The sequence below is a fragment of the Streptomyces triticagri genome (assembly GCF_003429565.1).
Taxonomy (GTDB): Bacteria; Actinomycetota; Actinomycetes; order Streptomycetales; family Streptomycetaceae; genus Streptomyces; species Streptomyces triticagri.
In genome coordinates this window covers 1-18,689 of sequence record NZ_QUAK01000105.1, presented here as the reverse complement: position 1 = coordinate 18,689, position 18,689 = coordinate 1, and the positions used below count along the sequence as shown (strand labels likewise).

11 protein-coding genes are annotated in these 18,689 nt (G+C 73.0%); 7 read left to right on the top strand and 4 right to left on the bottom strand.

Annotated features, from left to right (window positions below):
* Positions 1-100 precede the first annotated feature (100 nt).
* The 4 genes from DY218_RS19370 (at position 101) to DY218_RS19355 (ending at position 9,480) form a co-directional block, all read left to right on the top strand.
* Entirely contained in the window at positions 101-3,883 is a 3,783-nt protein-coding gene (locus DY218_RS19370; protein WP_128557341.1) for a S8 family serine peptidase, read from the top strand.
* A 1,752-nt stretch (positions 3,884-5,635) separates the two neighbouring features.
* Positions 5,636-6,889 carry a protein phosphatase 2C domain-containing protein gene (locus tag DY218_RS19365; protein ID WP_233521715.1) on the top strand — a complete coding sequence of 418 codons (1,254 nt, stop codon included), beginning with the start codon at positions 5,636-5,638 and terminating at the stop codon, positions 6,887-6,889.
* A gap of 66 nt (positions 6,890-6,955) precedes the next feature.
* A complete protein-coding gene (locus DY218_RS19360; protein ID WP_128557340.1) occupies positions 6,956-8,698 on the top strand; it encodes a pyruvate dehydrogenase in 1,743 nt (580 codons plus the stop codon).
* 302 nt (positions 8,699-9,000) lie between these two features.
* Positions 9,001-9,480, top strand: a complete 480-nt coding sequence (locus DY218_RS19355) for an ATP-binding protein (RefSeq protein WP_128557382.1) — start codon at positions 9,001-9,003, stop codon at positions 9,478-9,480.
* A 166-nt stretch (positions 9,481-9,646) separates the two neighbouring features.
* Here DY218_RS19355 and DY218_RS19350 read toward each other — a convergent pair whose 3' ends face one another.
* Both DY218_RS19350 and DY218_RS19345 read right to left on the bottom strand, forming a co-directional pair.
* A complete protein-coding gene (locus tag DY218_RS19350; protein WP_128557339.1) occupies positions 9,647-10,705 on the bottom strand; it encodes a DUF2637 domain-containing protein in 1,059 nt (352 codons plus the stop codon).
* A 210-nt stretch (positions 10,706-10,915) separates the two neighbouring features.
* Positions 10,916-11,791 carry a (2Fe-2S)-binding protein gene (locus DY218_RS19345; RefSeq protein ID WP_128557338.1) on the bottom strand — a complete coding sequence of 292 codons (876 nt, stop codon included), beginning with the start codon at positions 11,789-11,791 and terminating at the stop codon, positions 10,916-10,918.
* 145 nt (positions 11,792-11,936) lie between these two features.
* On the opposite strand from DY218_RS19345, the gene DY218_RS19340 reads away from it, so the two are divergent.
* Both DY218_RS19340 and DY218_RS19335 read left to right on the top strand, forming a co-directional pair.
* A complete protein-coding gene (locus DY218_RS19340) occupies positions 11,937-12,881 on the top strand; it encodes a GntR family transcriptional regulator (protein ID WP_233521714.1) in 945 nt (314 codons plus the stop codon).
* A 212-nt stretch (positions 12,882-13,093) separates the two neighbouring features.
* On the top strand, positions 13,094-13,942 hold the full coding sequence (locus DY218_RS19335; RefSeq protein ID WP_128557380.1) for a putative protein N(5)-glutamine methyltransferase: 849 nt from the start codon (positions 13,094-13,096) through the stop codon (positions 13,940-13,942).
* A gap of 42 nt (positions 13,943-13,984) precedes the next feature.
* Here DY218_RS19335 and DY218_RS19330 read toward each other — a convergent pair whose 3' ends face one another.
* A complete protein-coding gene (locus tag DY218_RS19330; protein ID WP_407703658.1) occupies positions 13,985-14,767 on the bottom strand; it encodes a hypothetical protein in 783 nt (260 codons plus the stop codon).
* A gap of 161 nt (positions 14,768-14,928) precedes the next feature.
* On the bottom strand, positions 14,929-16,596 hold the full coding sequence (locus DY218_RS19325) for a PucR family transcriptional regulator (protein ID WP_128557336.1): 1,668 nt from the start codon (positions 16,594-16,596) through the stop codon (positions 14,929-14,931).
* Positions 16,597-17,115: 519 nt separating this feature from the next.
* Between DY218_RS19325 and DY218_RS19320 the strand changes: the two genes are divergently transcribed.
* Positions 17,116-18,594: an NCS2 family permease gene (locus DY218_RS19320; protein WP_128557335.1), complete on the top strand. Its 1,479-nt coding sequence runs from the start codon at positions 17,116-17,118 to the stop codon at positions 18,592-18,594.
* Positions 18,595-18,689: the final 95 nt, after the last annotated feature.

Genomic DNA, 18,689 nt, shown 5'->3' with positions numbered 1-18,689 from the left:
GGGAAACAGCCACGGCGCAAACCCGCCTCGGCACATCATCCCTGCACCACCCGTCTCTCTGCCAATGTGTCGCCACCGCAGACTCGAGTGGGGGAGACCGATGCGCGCGAGAACCCGGACCGTCCTGGGTACGGCCACCGCCGCGGCCTTGGCGATCACTCTGGCCGTACCGTCCGCCGCAGCGCCCGGCGGGGACGAACCGGAATCGAGACCTCTGGTGGGCAGCGAGGCCGCGGGCGCGGTCGAGCAGCGGGCCACCGTCACCCTCGTCACCGGCGACCGCGTCCTGGTGACCACCGACTCCGCGGGCCGCAGTGCGGCCACCGCGCTGCCGCGCGCCGACGGCAGCCGTCCGCTGCTCGGGACCCGTCAGTCCGGCGACGACCTGTACGTCTACCCGGAGGGCGCCGCCGCCGCGATCGCCGAGGGCCTGGTCGACGAGCAACTCTTCAATGTCACGGGCCTGGTGCGGCAGGGATACGACGACGCCCACGCCGAGGCCCTGCCGCTGATCGCCGTCTACGACAAGTCCGTCGACGTGGCACGCTCCGCGCCCGCCGCCCCGCGCGGCGCCACCCGGACCCTGGTCCTCGAACCGGTGGGCGGTGTCGCCCTCGAGGCGGACAAGAAGAAGGCGGCCGACTTCTGGTCCGCGGTCACCGGCGCCGGCGCGGGCGCCAAGTCCCGTACCACCGAAGGTCTGCAGAAGCTCTGGCTGGACGGTCGGGTGGAGACGAATCTCGACCGTTCCACCAAGCAGGTGCACGCCCCCGAGGCCTGGGCGGCCGGCTACGACGGCAAGGGCACCAAGGTCGCCGTGCTCGACACCGGCGCCGACGCCGGGCACCCGGATCTGGACGGCCGGATCACCGCCGAGAAGAACTTCACCGACTCCGGCGGCACCGAGGACAACCAGGGCCACGGCACCCACACCAGCTCCACCGTCGGCGGCTCCGGAGCGGCGAGCGACGGCGCCAAGAAGGGCGTGGCACCCGGCACCGACCTGCTCAACGGCAAGGTCCTCAACGACCAGGGCTACGGGCAGGATTCATGGATCATCGCCGGTATGGAGTGGGCCGTCGAGCAGCAGGCCGACGTCGTCTCGATGAGCCTCGGCAGTCCCGAACCCACCGACTGCACCGACCCGATGAGCGCCGCGGCCGAGCAACTCGCCGCAGAGTCCGACACGTTGTTCGTCGTCGCGGCCGGAAACCTGGGGCCCTCGCACAACACGGTCTCCTCGCCCGGCTGCACCCCCGGAGTGCTCACCGTCGGCGCCGTCGACCGTGACGACACCACCGCCCCGTTCTCCAGCCGCGGACCGGCAGCCGGCACGCACACCCTGAAGCCGGAGATCGCCGCTCCCGGCGTGGCGATCTCCGCGGCGGCCGCCGGCGGCCGGGACGCCCAGGCGTACCAGTCGATGTCCGGTACGTCGATGGCGGCGCCCCATGTCGCGGGCGCGGCAGCGATCCTGAAACAGCGTCACCCGGACTACTCGCCGAGGCAGTTGAAGGCCGCCCTCGTCGGCTCCGCGGACGCCGAGGTGCCGGGCGATGTGCGGGAGACCGGCGGCGGCCGTCTCGACGTCGCGGCCGCTACCGACGCCACCGTCCTCGGCGCGCCCGCGATCCAGGGCGGCTCCTTCAACTGGCCGCAGGATCCCAGCGATCGCACCACCGTCGAGGTGCCCTACACCAACACCGGAGACAAGCCGGTCACGCTGTCCCTGTCCGTCGAGGACGTCACGGGCAACGACGGCTCGAGGGTCCGCTCGAAGCCGGCGAAGCTCGGCGACCGCAAGGTGACCGTCGCGCCCGGTGGCACCGTCCGCGTCCCTCTCGCCGTCGACCCGACCGCCCGCCTCGAGCGCGCACAGTACGGCGACATCACCGGACGGATCCGGGCCAAGGCAAAGGGAGTTGCGGTCTCCACCCCCTTCGCCCTGTACGTGCAGCCCGAGACCGTGACGCTGCGGGTCAAGCTCGTCGACCGTGCGGGCGCCCCGGCCGCCGGCGCCTCCTCGCTCGACGTGATCGGCACCGACACCGCCGAGGGCGAGCGCCGCTTCAACGAGGGCGCGACCGACCAGACGTACCGCCTGCGGCCCGGCAGCTACTTCCTGTCCAGCTTCGTCACCACCCCCGACGCCGGTGCGGCGGACCCGGATGCCGCGCTGACCGACTCGGTCACGTATCTCGGGCGCCCGCAACTGGAGTTGAAGAAGGACACCGCCGTCGTCCTCGACGCGCGCCAGGCCCACCGTCTGAAGGTCGCCACCGACCGGCCCACCGAGACACGCGACGCTACCCTCGCCTTCTCCCGTACCTGGGACGACACTTGGCTGCACGCCGGATCGCTGGCCGCAGGGCCCACCGTCAATGCCTACTACGCCTCGGTGGCAGGCCGGGCGGACGACGGCGACTTCGAATTCGGCAGCTACTGGCGGCAATACGCCCCGCTCATCGAGGAGTTCGCGGTCGACGGCGGGCCGGACCTGCATCCCGTACCCGCCGGCACCGGATCGGCGAACCTGGACGGCACCGGCAAGGCCCCCCTCGTGGACGCGGGCGGCGGAACCCCGGACGAACTCGCCGACGCGGGCGTCGAGTCCAAGCTCGCCCTGGTGAAGCTCGGCGAGGACGGCTCGGCCGCCACCGTCGCCCGGGACGCCGAGAAGGCCGGTGCCGAGGGCGTCGTCCTGCACCGCGACGCCCCCGGCCGCTGGCAGCCCGCCGCCGGCCTCACCGGAGCACCGCTCCCGGTCCTCGCGCTGGAACGGACCGAGGCCCGCGACCTCGCCGAACGGCTCGGCGACGGCCCGGTGACCCTCCGCTGGCAGGCCGAGTCCACCAGTCCGTACGTCTACAACCTCGGCCACACCGAGGACGGCCCCGTCCACTCGGACCGCACCTACCGCGACCGCGACAGCCGTCTGGCGAAGGCCACTTCGACGTACCACGCGATGGGCGTGAGCACCGACTACCTGGACAGCACCGCGGCCTACCGCCCCGACGGCAGCAGCGTCTTCCTCGGCTCCGCGGACGCGGTGCCGGTGCCCGGTGAACGCACCGAGTTCTACACACCGGGCAGCACGGCCTGGGACCACGTGGTCTCCAGCAGCTTCCCCTTCGGCGAGTTCATGATCGACCGTCAACGCACCTACCGGCAGGGGCAGCAGCGCAAGGAGAGCTGGTACGACTCCGTGATCGCCCCGACCGCACCGCGCGACACGGACGGCGAACCGGCTCTGGTCGCCGAGCGGCAGGCGAACCTGATCGGCTTCTCGGCGGCGATGTGGGGCGACGGCACGCACCACGCGGAGGCGGGGTCGTTCGGCGACATCGGGAACCTGAAGCTGTCCCGGGACGGCGAGGAGATCGGCAGCAGCTCCTATCCGTTCGGCGTGTTCGACGTACCGGCCGACCCGGGCACGTACGAACTGCGCCAGCACATCACCAAGACCGGCGCGCCCGCGGAGGTCTGGCAGCGGTCCACCTCCGTCGACACGGCCTGGACCTTCCGCTCGAAGGCCGACCCGGCGCAGTACTCGCAGCCGCTGCCGATCCTCTTCCCGCACTACGCGCTGCCCGAGGACGGCCTGAAGACGCTGGCCGCCGAGGACGGTCAGCGCATTCGCCTCACCGCCACGGGGCATGCGGGCCATACGCCCCGAACCGTCAAGTCCGCGTCCCTCGCGTACTCCTACGACGAGGGCGAGACCTGGACCGAGGCCGAGGTCTCCGTGCACGGCAGGAGCGCCACGGCCACCGTGGACCACGCCGGGGCGTCCGGTGAGAAGGTCTGGCTGAGGACCGAACTCACCGACGCGGACGGCAATTCCGTGCGCCAGACCGTGGCGCGCGCGTACGACGTGCGGTAGGCCGTATCAGGGCATCGTCGCGGGCCGCACCTGGGGCTCGTGTGCGGACGACCGGTCCGTCGGGCGTCCTTCCCGTGGGGGGTGGGGGCGTCCGGCGGACCTTCCGGGTGTGCGGGTGTGTTCGAGGGTGGGTTTTTCCGGATGCCCCGTTTTCGCGCGCCGCCGACGGTGGACAATAAGGGCATGAGTCAGCAGGGGGACAGGCACACCGGCACCTCGGACCGAGGGGACGACTGGTGGCTGCAGCTGTACGACGGTTCGGCCGACGACACGGGGCCGGCCGGTGCGGGGGACACCATCGACGACCGGTACGCCTCCGCGGCGGACATCGCCGAGGCCGGGCACGGGGCGCCGGCGAGCCCGCCACGGCCCACTGCGCCCGAGCCTGATCCGACACCACCGCGCGGGCCGTCCGCGGGCGAGCGCGCCTGGCCCCCGCTGGGGGCCGCCTCGCCCGGCCGGAGCTCGGGACCGGGCTCGGACGGGTCCGCGGCGCCGCCCCCTGCGCAGCGTCCGGATCCGTACGCCGACCCAGCGGCGCACCGTCCGCAGGACCCTCGGGACGTCGCGCCGCCTTCGTTACCGCACAGCCCCAAGTCGCCGCCGGAGCAGGACACTTCGGCCCCCGCCCGCGCGCCGTACGTACCGCGCGCCCCCTGGTCCGCGCCGGACCAGGACCACCACCCGACCACCTTCGGCCCTCCGCCGCCGGTGCTCCGGCCCGGCGAACCCGGGCCGTCCGCGGCCGACCGTCACCGGCCGGCCGACCGGACACCGTCCACGGAGCCGCCTCGTATCGCCGGCGACCCGGTCGGCCCCCCGGACGTGGACACCACCCCGCACCCGGACTTCGGCCCGGACGCCGGGACCACCCACCGCCCGGACTCCGCCCCCCTGAACGCCTTCGGTCCGCCAGTCCCGGACTCCGCTCCCCGGGAGTCGGCTCCGCCGGGGGGCTCCACGCCGGCGCATTCTCCCGACCGCGTCGACCCCGGAGCGGCGGACCCGTCCGCGGCTGACGTCCCACCGCCGGGCGACGGGCCCGCGCCGCCACCTCCCGCCCCTGATGCGACCTCCTTCTTCGCCGTACCGGATGCCGCGTCCTCCCTGCCGGGCGGCAGCCCCGACGAGCTTGCGTCCGGCCCTTTCCGGGAGGGCGCGCCTCCGAGCCGAAGCGCCGGCGCGAGTGGTCCTGCCGAGGCGCCGGACGGTGGCGGCGCCGGCGGATCCGCGCCGGACGGCCCTGCTCCGGGCAGCGGTGCCCGGTCGCGCCGGGACGACGACGCCGGGCCACGGCCGCCGGACCCGGTGTCCGATCCGCCCGTCGGGACAGCCGATACGTCCAGGGGCCGGGACGCGTCGTCCAGGTCCGCGGACCTGGACTCCGAGGTGCCGAGGAGCGAGGGCGAGGCGACCGCGATCTTCGCGTTGCCGGATCCGCCTGGTCGCGATTCGGGAGCCGATGAGCCGCCGTCGGGTCGGGCTCCGACGTCGGGGGACGGCGACCGGGGCGAGTCGGCTCCGGGTCCTGTGCGTGGGGCGGCCGGCGGATTCGGGGCGCGGGGTGTCGCGGGCGCCGGACCGGAGGTGCCTTCTTCGGGTGGGTCCGTTTCGGGCCGCAGTGCGCAGTCGTCCCGTGCGGATGAGGTGGCGTCGGGTCGTAGGACCGGGGTCTCGGGCTCTTTCGGGGTGTCGGACGCCGACGCTGCCCCGCCCGGCCGGGACGCCGGAGGCGGAGAACCGTCCGCGGGCGTGGCGCGGGGCAAGGGGCCGCTCGGCACGAGCAGTGCGGACTCGGGTGGCGGCGCACCCGATCCTCGGGGCGCCGACCGGGCCGAGGATGCTCCGGGCCGTACCACCGAAGCGACCGGATTCTTCGCGGCGCCGGGAGGCGGCAGCCGCGGCGCAGGGCGGGAGGCGGAGAGAGCCCCCCGCACCGACGCCTCCACCGAGCCGCGCCGCATCGACGTACCCGCCTCGCGGCTCCCGTCGGACGCGCCCGCTGCCGCCGGGCCCGCCCGACCCGCCGTCGGCCACGTCGGCGACCGCCCGCCCACCTACGCCGCCGAGCCCACCGCACTGCCCACCGCCGAGCCGGACGCACTCGCCGACCTGGTCGCCGACACCGTCCTGGACGGGGCGACCTACGGACCGTGGACCCTGCGGGCCGCCTCCGTGCGCGGCGACTCCGCCCGCTACCGCGGCGAACCCCGCCGGGACTCCCTGCTCACCGCCCGCTTCGGCACCGGCGACAGCGCCCTCGTCCTGGTCGCCATGGCGACCGGCGCCCGCGCCACCGCCGGCGCGCACCGGGCCGCCGCCGAGGCCTGCCGCTGGATCGGACGGGCCGTGGGCCGCAGCCACCTGCGCCTCGCCGAGGACCTGCGGGCCGCCCGCCGCGCCGACCTCAAATCGGGACTGCACCGGCTCACCGACCACAGCCTCGGCAAGCTCCGCGCCGGCGCGGCCGAACTGGGCCTGGAACCCGAGGAGTACGCGGCGACCAGCCTGCGCTGCCTGCTGCTGCCGGCCGATCCGGAGTGCCGTACCCGGGTGTTCTTCGGCATCGGCGGCGGCGGACTCTTCCGGCTGCGGGACGGCGACTGGCAGGACATCGAGCCGGCGGTCGCCGAGGCCACCGGCGAGCCGGTGCTCGGCTTCGGCGGCATCATCGGCGACCCGCCGAGCGAGACCCCGGACGGTGACCGTCTGACCATGGACCTGGGCATCACCACACCGGCCACCCCTTACGGCACGGTGGCCCCCGAGCGCCCGCGCGAGCCCTTCCGCTTCCGTGCCTCGGTCGCCCGCCCGGGTGACACCCTGCTGCTGTGCACGGCAGGTCTCGCCGAACCGCTGCGCGGCGAGCCCGCACTGCCCGGGCTGCTGGGCGGACGCTGGCACGGCGGTGGACCGCCCGGCCTCACCGAGTTCCTCGCGGACACCCAGGTCCGGGTGAAGGGCTACGCCGACGACCGTACGGCTTGCGCCATCTGGGAGGCGTAACGGCCCGGGACGTGAATGGATGGATCCGAAGTCCCGATGTGCGTCGGATCCAAGGGGTGCTCTTCCATGGCCAAGCAGAACGTCGCCGAGCAGTTCGTCGACATCCTGAAGCAAGCCGGTGTCCAGCGCCTCTACGGCGTGGTCGGCGACAGTCTCAACCCGGTCGTCGACGCGATCCGCCGCACCAAGGGCATGGAGTGGATCCAGGTCAGACACGAGGAGACCGCGGCTTTTGCGGCGGGCGCCGAGGCGCAGGTCACCGGCCGGATGGCGGCCTGCGCCGGCTCCTGCGGCCCGGGGAACCTGCACCTGATCAACGGCCTGTACGACGCCCACCGCTCGATGGCCCCGGTGCTCGCCCTCGCCTCGCACATCCCGTCCAGCGAGATCGGGCTGAACTACTTCCAGGAGACCCATCCCGACCAGCTGTTCCGGGAGTGCTCCCACTACAGCGAGATGATCTCCAACCCGCAGCAGATGCCGCGCCTGCTGCAGACCGCGATCCAGCACGCGGTCGGCCAGGGCGGGGTCAGTGTCGTGACGCTGCCGGGTGACATCGCCTCACAGGCCGCACCCGACCGCGCCGTCGAGCACGCGCTCGTCACCTCGCGGCCCACCGTGCGCCCGGGCGACGCCGAGGTCGACCGCCTCGCCGAGATGATCGACGGTGCCAGGCGCGTCACACTCTTCTGCGGCAGCGGCACGGCCGGCGCACACGCCGAGGTCATGCAGCTCGCCGAACGCATCAAGTCCCCCGTCGGACACGCCCTGCGCGGCAAGGAGTGGATCCAGTACGACAACCCGTACGACGTCGGCATGAGCGGACTGCTCGGCTACGGGGCGGCGTACGAGGCCACCCACGAGTGCGATCTGCTGATCCTCCTCGGCACCGACTTCCCGTACAACGCGTTCCTGCCGGACGACGTGCAGATCGTGCAGGTCGATGTGCGGCCCGAGCATCTGGGCCGGCGCTCCAAGCTCGACCTCGCGGTCTGGGGCGATGTGCGCGAGACGCTGCGCTGTCTGATCCCCAGGGTGCAGGAGAAGAAGGACCGCAAGTTCCTCGACCGGATGCTCAAGAAGCACGCGGACGCCCTCGAGGGAGTGATCAAGGCGTACACCCGCAAGGTGGACAAGCATGTGCCGATCCACCCCGAGTACGTGGCCTCCGTACTGGACGAACTGGCTGCGGACGACGCCGTGTTCACCGTCGACACCGGGATGTGCAACGTCTGGGCGGCTCGCTATCTCACCCCCAACGGCAAGCGACGCGTGATCGGTTCGTTCTCGCACGGCTCGATGGCGAACGCGCTGCCGCAGGCGATCGGCGCGCAGTTCGTGGACCGTGACCGGCAGGTCGTGTCGATGTCCGGCGACGGCGGATTCTCCATGCTGATGGGTGACTTCCTCACCCTCGTCCAGCACGATCTGCCGGTGAAGGTGGTGCTGTTCGACAACTCCTCGCTCGGCATGGTCGATCTGGAGATGCTGGTCGCCGGCCTGCCGTCGTTCGGCACGTCCTACCAGGGCACGGACTACGCGGCGATCGCGCGGGCGGCGGGGGCGTACGGGGTGCGGGTGGAGAAGCCGAAGCATCTCGCCGGCGCGCTCAAGGACGCGTTCAGCCACAAGGGGCCGGCCCTGGTCGATGTCGTGACCGACCCCAATGCGCTGTCCATCCCGCCGAAGATCAGTGCGGAGATGGTGACCGGATTCGCCCTCTCCGCAAGCAAGATCGTGCTCGACGGCGGGGTGGGCCGCATGGTCCAGATGGCCCGCTCCAACCTGCGGAACGTGCCGCGGCCCTGACTGCGCCCTGACTATGCCCTGCCTACACCCCGACTACGAGGACAACCTCGGCCGGGTCGCGGCCGCGGTGTTCCCCGCTGCCCTTCCCCGTACACCCGGTTCGCACCCGCGCGCCCGATTCCNTTCCCCGCTGCCCTTCCCCGTACACCCGGTTCGCACCCGCGCGCCCGATTCCTCAGTCGGCCGGTCGTGGGATGCGTGCGCCCGGTCCGAGAGGGCATGCATTCCCGTGTAGCTGTTCGACACGGTTCGGGGAGAAGGGGCGGAATTTCATCATGTGGGCGGGGGCCATGAGACAGCGGATGGAAGTGGGCGGCCGCGCGAGAGCGACAGCCGCCGTGCACAGCGGCGGCGGAGGCGTCCTCAGCCGCCGCCTCGCCGGGGCGGAGCTGCGCGCAGTGCCCGAAGTGCGCCACGAGCTACGCGCGTTACTGCACGGCTGGGGGACGGGTGAGCTGCGCGACAGCGCCGAACTGCTCACCTGTGAACTGGTCACGAACGCACTGGTGCACTCCGGCGACGATGCCCGGCTGACCGCCTCCGTCGGACCGCGCGGCCTGCATGTGGAGGTCCGTGACTACGGCGCCGGCGCCCCGCGGCCACCCGATGCCACCACCACGGCACACGGCGGGCAGGACCCCGCCCCTGCGGCGGACGAAGCCCCGGGCACCAGCGGCAGGGGCCTGCTCCTGGTGCAGTCGCTCGCCGACGCCTGGGGGATACGGGCCCACGAGGTCGGCAAGTCGGTGTGGTTCGACTTGGGCCCGGCGTCCGGGAGTTGACCTCCGCTGTCCGGGAACTGACGCCCGGAGCGCCGGAGTTCACCGTACGGTCGCCCTCCGCCGCGGCGACCAGCCCGGACGTGCGCTGTCCCGGCCACCACGAGGGACGGCCGGGACAGCGCGCGCCGCACCGAACGGCGGTCCGGGAGTGCCGTACGGCCGGCAGTCAGCCGTACTGCTGCTCCAGGTCCTTGAGTTTCCGCTCCAGGGAGTCGAGCCGGGGCAGGGTCTCGGTGTCGTCCTCGGCGGTGAGGTCGACGGCGGCCGGTGCGACGGCGTCCGGCGCCGCCACCGCCTGCAGCGGCGGCCGCGGCCGTACGGGCAGTTGTTCCGGTTCGCCGCCTATGACGGGATCCGGACCGGACGCAGACGGCGCGACCCCGGCCGTGGCAGGGGCATCGAGCTGCGCCCTCGGCTGCCGCCCGCGTCCGCCGAGCACACTGTGGCCCCGGCTGACCGCCTTCAGATGGGCCCGCTCCAGCTTCTGCTGCTCGCGCCTGCGCATCCGGCTCTGCGTCTTCTGGCGGCGGTCGTCCCGCACTTCCTCGACGGCCTCGTCCAGACTCCGTACGCCCTCGAGGAGCATCAGCGACCAGGCGCCGAAGGTCTCCCGGGGAGCACGCAGCCACCGCACGATCCGGATCTGCGGCAACGGCCGCGGCACCAGGCCCTGTTCACGCAGCGCCGCCCTGCGGGTCTGCTTCAGAGCGCGGTCGAAGAGCACCGCCGCCGAGAGCGACATGCCCGCGAAGAACTGCGGGGCGCCCGCGTGGCCGAGGCCGCGCGGCGCGTGCACCCAGTTGAACCAGGCAGCGGCCCCGGCGAAGGTCCACACCAGGAGCCGGGAGCCGAGCGCCGCGTCACCGTGGCTCGCCTCGCGCACCGCGAGCACCGAGCAGAACATCGCGGCGCCGTCGAGCCCGAAGGGCACCAAGTACTCCCAGCCGCCCGACAGGTTGAGGTTCTGCCGGCCGAATCCGACCAGCCCGTGGAAGGACAGGGCGGCGGCGACCGCCGCGCAGCAGAAGAGCAGCAGATAGGACAGCGTGGCGTAGACCGCCTCCTTGCGCCTGCGGCGCTCCTCGCTGCGTTCCCAGGAGTCCTCGGGCACCGCCTTGTCCCCCGAGCGCTTGCCGCGCGCGAGCACCGTTACCGCAGCCAGGATGCCCAGGAGCAGTACGCAGCCGGGAAGCAGCCAGTCCAGCGATATGTCGGTCATTCTCATCAGGGGTCCCTTGCCTCGCATGACGGCGTTTCGGCCGCCATAGTGGCGCAGCGGAGCGGGCCCTCTGAGGGTTTCGCGGCAAGAGCACGCCATGGGAGTGCGCTCGCCACCGGATAGCGGTTTCCTGCTCGAACCGCCGTACGGACAGGGCGAATTGGGTTCGAATTTCGACGGCCGCGGAAGTGGGTGGGCCGAGTGGCGCGGTGCGGGTCAGCCCGTCGGCGAGCTCGTGGTGAGGCGCTCGATGCGCTCGGCGTCGCAGGTGCGCGGACAGGTCACACAGGTGTCTTCGGGGCGCAGTGTGTAGAACATGCAGCAGCTCGCCCGGTCCCGGGTCGGCAGCGGCTCCCCGCCCGGCCCGGTCAGCTCGCGGAACGCCGCGGAGCCGACGTACGGCTTCGTGGCGCCGGGCAGCAGCTGCTCCAGGTCGGTCATCGCCCGCTGCTCCTCGCCGAGCAGATGCGCGACGTACCAGAGGCCCTCGACGATCTCGTCGGTCGCCATGCCCCACAGGGCGCGGGGCCCGCGGCGCATCCGTGGCCGGAAGCCGTCGAGGACCGGCTGCAGATGCGCGGCGACCGCGTCGCGCACCTCGGCGCGCAGCGCCTCCTCGTCCGCGACGACGCGGGCACCCGGCAGTACGGCGGCCGGGTCGTCGGGCAGGCAGGCGAAGGACTCGACCCGCACGGCCATCCGCCCGAGGGTGCGCTGGAAGGTGACTTCGCTCGCCGGGAGCCGCGGCACCCGGCGCAGCAGGAACCAGGGGAGCGTGATCAGCAGGCAGGCGGGCCAGGCGTAGCGGTGCAGTCCGAAGGTGGCGATCACGTCGGGGCGCGCCGGCTGTCCGTAGTCGCGCAGCACCTGCTCCTCGTCCCAGCTGAGGAAGGCGTCCAGGTCGGCGCCGCCCTCGGCGAGCCGGGACGCGGCCACCCAGCCGTCACCGTGCGGGACCCGCTCGCCCTCGCCGAGCTCCTGGACGGCGAGCGACGGGAAGACCTCGGCCACGCGCGCATACGCCTCCGAGACAGCCGACGGGGCTGCCGGGGCTGTCCTGGCGGCGCTTGTGGCCAGGGTGGGAACGGACATGCGAGGACCACCGAATCGCGATCGTTAGCAGGTAAGCCTTACCTTACCCGAGGCGTCTGATGTTTGAACTCTAGCCCCCTGCGCCTATCGTGCACGTCGGGCCGGCTCGCCGAGCCGGGCCCCGGGGCGCCGGGAGGAGGACCGAGTGGAGCAGCCCGGAACGCGCCGTACGGGCGCCACGCACGGTACCGGGACGCCGGACGCATCCCCCGCACCCGAGGCAGGCCGCGGCCCCCGCGTTCCCCGGCCCGGGGCGCCCCCGTCCGCCGTGCCCGCACCGCGCGGCACGACCCGAGGACCCTCGCGGGGCCGTCCGGGCGACGAGCCCGCACACGGATCGGCCCACGGACCGGCGTACGAGACGCTGCGTGACGCCGCCACCCGCGGCGACCGGCCCGCCCATGACGCCGGTGACGACCGTCCGGCCGGCGGCTCCGGTGACGGCGGGGAGCGGCGGCCGGAGGCCGCACAGGTGCAGCGGCACTCCGTGCGCGGGCAGGTGCTCGAGGCCCTGCGGGCGGCGCTCGCCGCCGGCGAGCTCGTCCCCGGCGAGGTCTACTCGGCCCCTGCGCTCGGTGCCCGCTTCGGGGTGTCCGCGACTCCGGTGCGTGAGGCCATGCAGCGACTGGCCGTCGAGGGCGCCGTCGAGGTGGTGCCCAACCGCGGCTTCCGGGTCGCCGAGCGAAGCGCCCGGGAAGTCGCCGAACTCACCGAAGTCCGCGCCCTGTTGGAGGTGCCGGTGGTGCTGAGCCTCGCGCAGTCGCTGCCCGCCGGGCGCTGGGCCGCGCTCAGGCCGCTTGCCGAGGCGACCGTGGATGCCGCGGCCTGCGGCGACGTGGGGCGCTATCGCGCGGCCGACCGGGCCTTCCACCGCGCGGTCCTCTCCCTCACGGGCAATGAACAGCTGGTCGCCGTCGCCGACGATCTGCACCGGCGTGCGCAGTGGCCGAGCCATGTCAGCCCGGTCGTGCGGCGCGGTGACCTGGTCGCGGACGCCGCGGACCACACGGCACTCCTCGACGCCCTGTGCGCGGCCGACCTGCACACGGCGGAGTCGGTCGTACGCCGGCACTTCAGCGGCGCGAAGTGACCCGCGGGGCAGGTCCGGCAGCGCTGCGGGTTGCCGTGCAGGTGAGCGCCGCGGCCGGCATGTAGGGTGAGGCGTCCGAACACGGTGACGAGCGGGGGAGGTGAGACCCATTTCCGAGGTGTTGGCAGGGTGCTCTCCTGGTGGAGCCGTCTCTCCCGTCTGATGCGACGGGGCGGTGCGTGAGGGTGCCCTTCGGTTTCCGGAAGGCTTCCATGCCCCCTTCTTTTTCTTTCTCTTCAGGTTCCCCGGCTAGCTCGTCCGCCGCCGGGCCGACCCCCGTCTTCGCCGATGTGGTCGCCGAACTGCGCGCCGCTGGTTGTGTGTTCGCCGAGGACGAGGCGCGGCTGCTGCTCGAGGCCGCGGACACCCCCGACCGGCTCGCGACCCTGGTACGCCGTCGCGCGGACGGTCTGCCGCTGGAGCATCTGCTCGGCTGGGCCGAGTTCTGCGGTCTGCGGATCGCGGTGGGACCCGGCGTCTTCGTGCCCAGGCGACGCACCGAGTTCCTCGCCGGCCGGGCGGCCGGTCTCGCCCGGCCGGGCTCCGTCGTCGTCGATCTGTGCTGCGGTTCGGGTGCGGTGGCGGCCGCGGTCGCCGAGGCCGTACCGGATGTCGTGCTGCACGCCGCCGACGTGGAGGCCTCGGCGGTCCACTGGGCCCGGCACAACGTGACCACCCGGGGCGGACGCGTCCATCGGGGCGATCTCTACGGGGCCCTGCCCGCGGAGTTGCGCGGCCGGGTCGACGTACTGGTGGTCAACGCGCCCTATGTGCCGACCGGTTCCCTCGGTCTGATGCCTCCCGAGGCCCGCGACCACGAGCCACGGGTCGCCCTCGACGGCGGTGCGGACGGCCTCGACGTACAGCGCAGGGTCGCGGCCGGGGCGCCGGACTGGCTGGCGCCCGGGGGCAGTCTGCTCATCGAGACCGGCGAGCGGCAGTCCGCCGGCACCCTGGCGGCGATGACCGCGGCCGGCCTCGACGCCCGCGTCGAGAGCTGCGCCGAGCTGTGGGCCACCGTGGTCGTGGGGACGCTCGGGGACGGCGGCCCGGACTCGTAGCGCTGTTCCGAGGACGACTCGTGGCGCTGTTCCGAGGACGGGTCAGACGGCCGCCGCCGGGGGCGTCAACTGGGCCGCGAGCCACGTCGGTACGCCGCCGAGCAGGCGGAACAGGCGGGCCGCCTCCGCGCGCAGCCGCCCGGCCTCCGGGTCCGGCTCCGCGTCGGCGAGCGCCGCGAGTGCGGGAGCCGTGCCCACCAGGTAGCCGAGCTCCTCACGGATCCGCAGGGACTCGGCGAACCCGTGCCGAGCCTCGGCCAACTCGCCGTCGCGCAGGGCGAGTCCGGCCAGGTGCCGCCAGGTGAACGAGAGCAGCAGCGGATCGTTCCCGGCCGTCGCGCCCGCGTGGGCGCGACGGTACGCGGCCTGCGCGGACTGCGGGGAGTCGGCGATGTGCTCGGCGATCAGGCCGCGGCGGAAGTCGAGCAGGGGCCGGCCCGGTGCGTCGGGCGCGAGCAGGGCGGCCGCTCTGCCGAGCGCGGCGCTCGCCTCGTCGGCCCGGTCGCGTACGCCCAGGACCGTGGCGGCGTAGGCGAGTTGACCGCGCTCGCAGGCGGCGGCGCCGCGCTCGTCGTCGTTCTTGGCGGCGGCCTCCGCGGTGCGCAGCGCGTCCTCGGCGTCGCTCCAGCCGCGCTCGGTGAACAGGCAGCGCTCGACGAGCAGCGAGACGCGCTGCAGGGCGGCGCCGGGACTGTGGTCCCGTTCGAGCAGTGCCGCCGCGTCGGACCAACAGCCGCGTGAGCGCAGCCGCCACACGGCGGTCTGGAGAGCGGACGTCCTGGAATCGGACACGGGACCTGAATCAGACATGGCGGTGTCCGCCACATTCCCCTCCCCGGAGCGCGTCATTGAGCTGTGGCCCGCATCTCAGCATGAATCCCGGCGACCCGCCAAGAGGGTGGGTGAAGGAATTCACAAACGGGTGCGGCTCATGGGACCCCCTCCGGAGACGAAGGAGGCACCTGCGGGAGAGGTGGTGCCGGTGATCAGCTCATCCGCAGGGCCAGGAAGAAGTCGAGCTTGTCCTCGAGGCGCGAGAGGTCGCGGCCGGTGAGCTGCTCGATGCGGCCGACGCGATAGCGCAGCGTGTTGACGTGCAGGTGGAGCCGTGCGGCGCAGCGCGTCCAGGAGCCGTCGCAGTCCAGGAACGCCTCGAGGGTGGGGATCAACTCCGCGCGGTGGCGCAGGTCGTAGTCCCGCAGCGGGTCGAGCAGCCGCGCGGTGAAGGCTCGGCGCACGTCGTCCGGGACGAACGGCAGCAGCAGGACGTGTGAGGCCAGTTCCTGATGTCCCGCCGCACACACCCGTCCCGGCCTGGCCGCCGCCACCCGCCGTGCGTGCCGGGCCTCCTCCAGGGCGCCGCGCAGGCCCTCCGCGGAGTGCACCGCGGCGCTGACCCCGAGCGTGAGCCGGCCGTCCTCGGCAAGTCCGGCGGAGAGCGGGTCGCGCACGGTGTCCAGCAGTGCATCCGCCTGCAGACCCTGCTCGCCCGCCTCGTCGTCGGCGGGTACGGACGGCAGCGGGACCAGCGCGATCGCCTCGCCGCCTGCGTGCGCCACGGCGATCCGGTCCGACGGCTCCGGGCCCGAGGCGCCCGGATCGACCAGGATCTCCTCGAGCAGCGCCTGGGTGACCGGACCGGCGTCCACGTCCCCGCCCTCCCACTCGACCCGGGCCACCACGACCTGCCAGTGCGGTGCCGAGCCGAGCCCGGGCAGCAGGACGGGGGCGGCGACCCGGAGCCGGGCCGCGATCTCCGCGGGGGCGGCGCCCGCCTGGACGAGCTCGAGCACCTCCTGGGCGAGCCTGCGGCGCACGGTGCGGGCGGCGTCCCGGCGGTCCCGTTCGACGGCGATCAACTGGGTGACGCCCTGCAGCAGATCGAGGCGCTCCTCCGGCCAGTCACCGGCGTCCGCCTCGACGGCGAGCACCCAGTCGGACAGCACGCTCTCCCGTACGTCGCGGGACGCCTGCCCCGAGCCGCGCCCGCTGCTGCGGACCGGGAACAGCGAGTACGTCGTACCGCCGACGGCCACCCGGTGCGGAGGGCGCCGATCCGTACGGGCCGCCGCGAGATGCTCGGCCGCGAGCGCCGCCGCGACCGGCGCGGTCAGCTCGCGGGACCGGCCCGCGACGGTGCGTCCGGTGGGGGACAGCACCCAGGCCTGCAGATCGAGGTCGGAGCCGAGCAGATCGAGCACCACATCGGGGCCGCCGCCGGTCGGTCCGGACGTCATCAGGCGCCGGTGCCGGTCCACGACCGCCGCGAGATCCCCCGCCCGCTCGCCGGAGACCTGGCGCACCACATGCTCGGTGATGGTGGCGAAGGCCACCTGCTCGTTCACCGCGAAGAGCGGGAGCCGGTGCTTGGCGCAGGCCTCGACCAGATCGTCCGGCACCGCGGCCAGCTCCGCCTCGCCGGCCGCCAGCGCGGCGACGCCGGCCGTGGCCAGGATGCGGACGAACGGCTCGGTGTCCGACGGATCGTGCCGCCAGGCGAGCCCGGTCAGGACCAGCTCGCCGCCGGAGAGATAGCGGCTGGGGTCCTTGAGGTCGGTGGTCATCACACCGCGGACGGCCCGGTCGAGTTCCTCGGCCCCGCCGAGCAGACGCAGCCCCAGCGCGTCCGAGTCGAGCAGTGCGCGCAGCCGCATGGTGTCGCCGCCGATCCTTGTCGTGTACGTATCTCACCCCGCCGGAACGGTGCCGGCCCGCTGTGCTGGGCCGATGGCGCGATTCCTGGCCGAGGCGCGGCGGGTTACGGGGCCCGCCGTTCATACGAATCTACAAGACCACTGCTGCTGCCAGCCAACTCCTTCATGGTTTCGGTGACTGACTCTGGCGTCGGCGGGGCGGGTGTACTGGGCCCACTCCATATGAACACCGAATGAACGAGCCGATCGAAGGCCGGGCGCGGACCACCGTGCACCGCTTGGACGCTCATCAGGGCCGAGGCTCACCGGCCACCCGGACCCACGCAGTACCTCGCACCACCGGAGCCCCGGCTCCGCGGGATGCCCGGCCGCCGCTCGCGGCCGTGGCACTCCGCACCACCCCTCCGTTCGTCTCGGGCCGTCCCCCGGGTCGTGCAGCCATGCAATATCCCAAAACCCGCGCCGGACGACTCCCGGAGCCCCGGCGCGGGTGCCCCTATGAACCTTGGGAGAGGCACCATGACCCAGCAGTCCATGGAGCCGAGGACAGTCGCCGACGACGCGGGTGACGGCACCCGCGTCCCGGCCGGCAGGTCCTGGCTCGACCGGTACTTCCACATAACGAAGCGCGGGTCGACCGTCGGCCGTGAGGTGCGTGGCGGCGTCACCACCTTCATGGCGATGGCGTACATCATCCTTCTGAACCCGGTCATCCTGTCGGTGCCCGACGCCACCGGTGCCAAGCTCGACGGCGATCAGCTCACCACGGCGACCGCATTCGCCGCGGCGGCCACCACCATCGTCATGGGCATCGTCGGCAATGTGCCGCTCGCACTCGCCGCCGGCCTCAGTGTCTCGGCCGTCCTCGCCTTCCAGGTCGCACCGGAGATGACCTGGGGCAATGCGATGGCCATGTGCGTCATCTACGGCGTCATCATCATCCTGCTCGTCGTCACCGGGCTGCGGGAACTGATCATGAACGCCATCCCGCTCGCCCTGAAGCACGCCATCACCATGGGCATCGGCATGTTCGTCGCGCTCATCGGCTTCGTGCAGGCGGGCTTCGTCACCTCGATGCCGAGCAAGCACGGCGACATGGGCAGCAAGCCCATCCAGCTGGGCGTCGACGACCAGCTGATCGGCTGGCCCGTCGTCTGCTTCGCCGTCACGCTGCTGCTGATCTTCGCCCTGCAGGTGCGCAAGGTCCCCGGTGCGCTGCTCATCGGCATCGTCGGCGGTACGGTCTTCGCCGCCGTCGTCCACCAGGTCGCCGGTCTCGGCAAGGACGCCTGGGGTCTGAACGCGCCCGTCCTGGACGGCTCGATCGTCTCCAGCCCGGACTTCGGGCTGCTCGGCTCGGTCTCCTTCAGCGGATTCGGGGACATCAGCACCATCACCGTCGGGGTCATCGTCTTCACCCTGGTGCTCGCCGGATTCTTCGACGCGATGGGCACCATCATCGGCATCGGCCAGCAGGCCAACCTCGCCGACAAGAACGGCAAGATGCCGGGCCTCAACAAGGCCCTCGCCGTGGACGGCGCGGGCGGCGCGATCGGCGGCTTCGCCGGCGCCTCCGGCCAGACCGTGTTCGTCGAGTCGACCGCCGGAGTCGGTGACGGTGCGCGGACCGGATTCGCCTCCGTCGTCACCGGACTCGCCTTCGCGCTCTGCCTGTTCTTCACCCCGCTCGCACAGGTGATCCCCACGCAGGTCGCCGCGGCCGCCCTGGTCGTCATCGGCTCGATGATGCTCACCAACGCCAAGCACATCGACTGGAACGACCCGGCGACCTCGATCCCGGTCTTCCTGACGACCGTCCTGATGCCCTTCACGTACTCGATCACCGCCGGTATCGCGGCCGGTGTCATCGCGCACGTCCTGATCAAGGTCGTCACCGGCCGGATCCGGGACATCGGCTGGCTGATGTGGCTACTCGCCGTGATCTTCGTGGCGTTCTTCTCGCTGCACGCCATCGAGGGCTGGCTCGGCGTGAAGTAGCCGCGCCCGGACAGCACGGCACCGCGAACTCGCGGGCACTTCGGGACGGGAAGTGCCCGCGGCCGCGCCGGCTGCCGCCGCCTCGGGGGAGGCGG

Bases quoted from the DNA above. Each gene is read 5' to 3' on its own strand.
- DY218_RS19325 (WP_128557336.1), bottom strand. From the start codon at position 16,596: ATGCGGCTGCGCGCACTGCTCGACTCGGACGCGCTGGGGCTGCGTCTG.
- DY218_RS19355 (WP_128557382.1), top strand. From the start codon at position 9,001: ATGGAAGTGGGCGGCCGCGCGAGAGCGACAGCCGCCGTGCACAGCGGC.
- DY218_RS19370 (WP_128557341.1), top strand. From the start codon at position 101: ATGCGCGCGAGAACCCGGACCGTCCTGGGTACGGCCACCGCCGCGGCC.
- DY218_RS19320 (WP_128557335.1), top strand. From the start codon at position 17,116: ATGACCCAGCAGTCCATGGAGCCGAGGACAGTCGCCGACGACGCGGGT.
- DY218_RS19335 (WP_128557380.1), top strand. From the start codon at position 13,094: ATGCCCCCTTCTTTTTCTTTCTCTTCAGGTTCCCCGGCTAGCTCGTCC.
- DY218_RS19360 (WP_128557340.1), top strand. From the start codon at position 6,956: ATGGCCAAGCAGAACGTCGCCGAGCAGTTCGTCGACATCCTGAAGCAA.
- DY218_RS19350 (WP_128557339.1), bottom strand. From the start codon at position 10,705: ATGAGAATGACCGACATATCGCTGGACTGGCTGCTTCCCGGCTGCGTA.
- DY218_RS19345 (WP_128557338.1), bottom strand. From the start codon at position 11,791: ATGTCCGTTCCCACCCTGGCCACAAGCGCCGCCAGGACAGCCCCGGCA.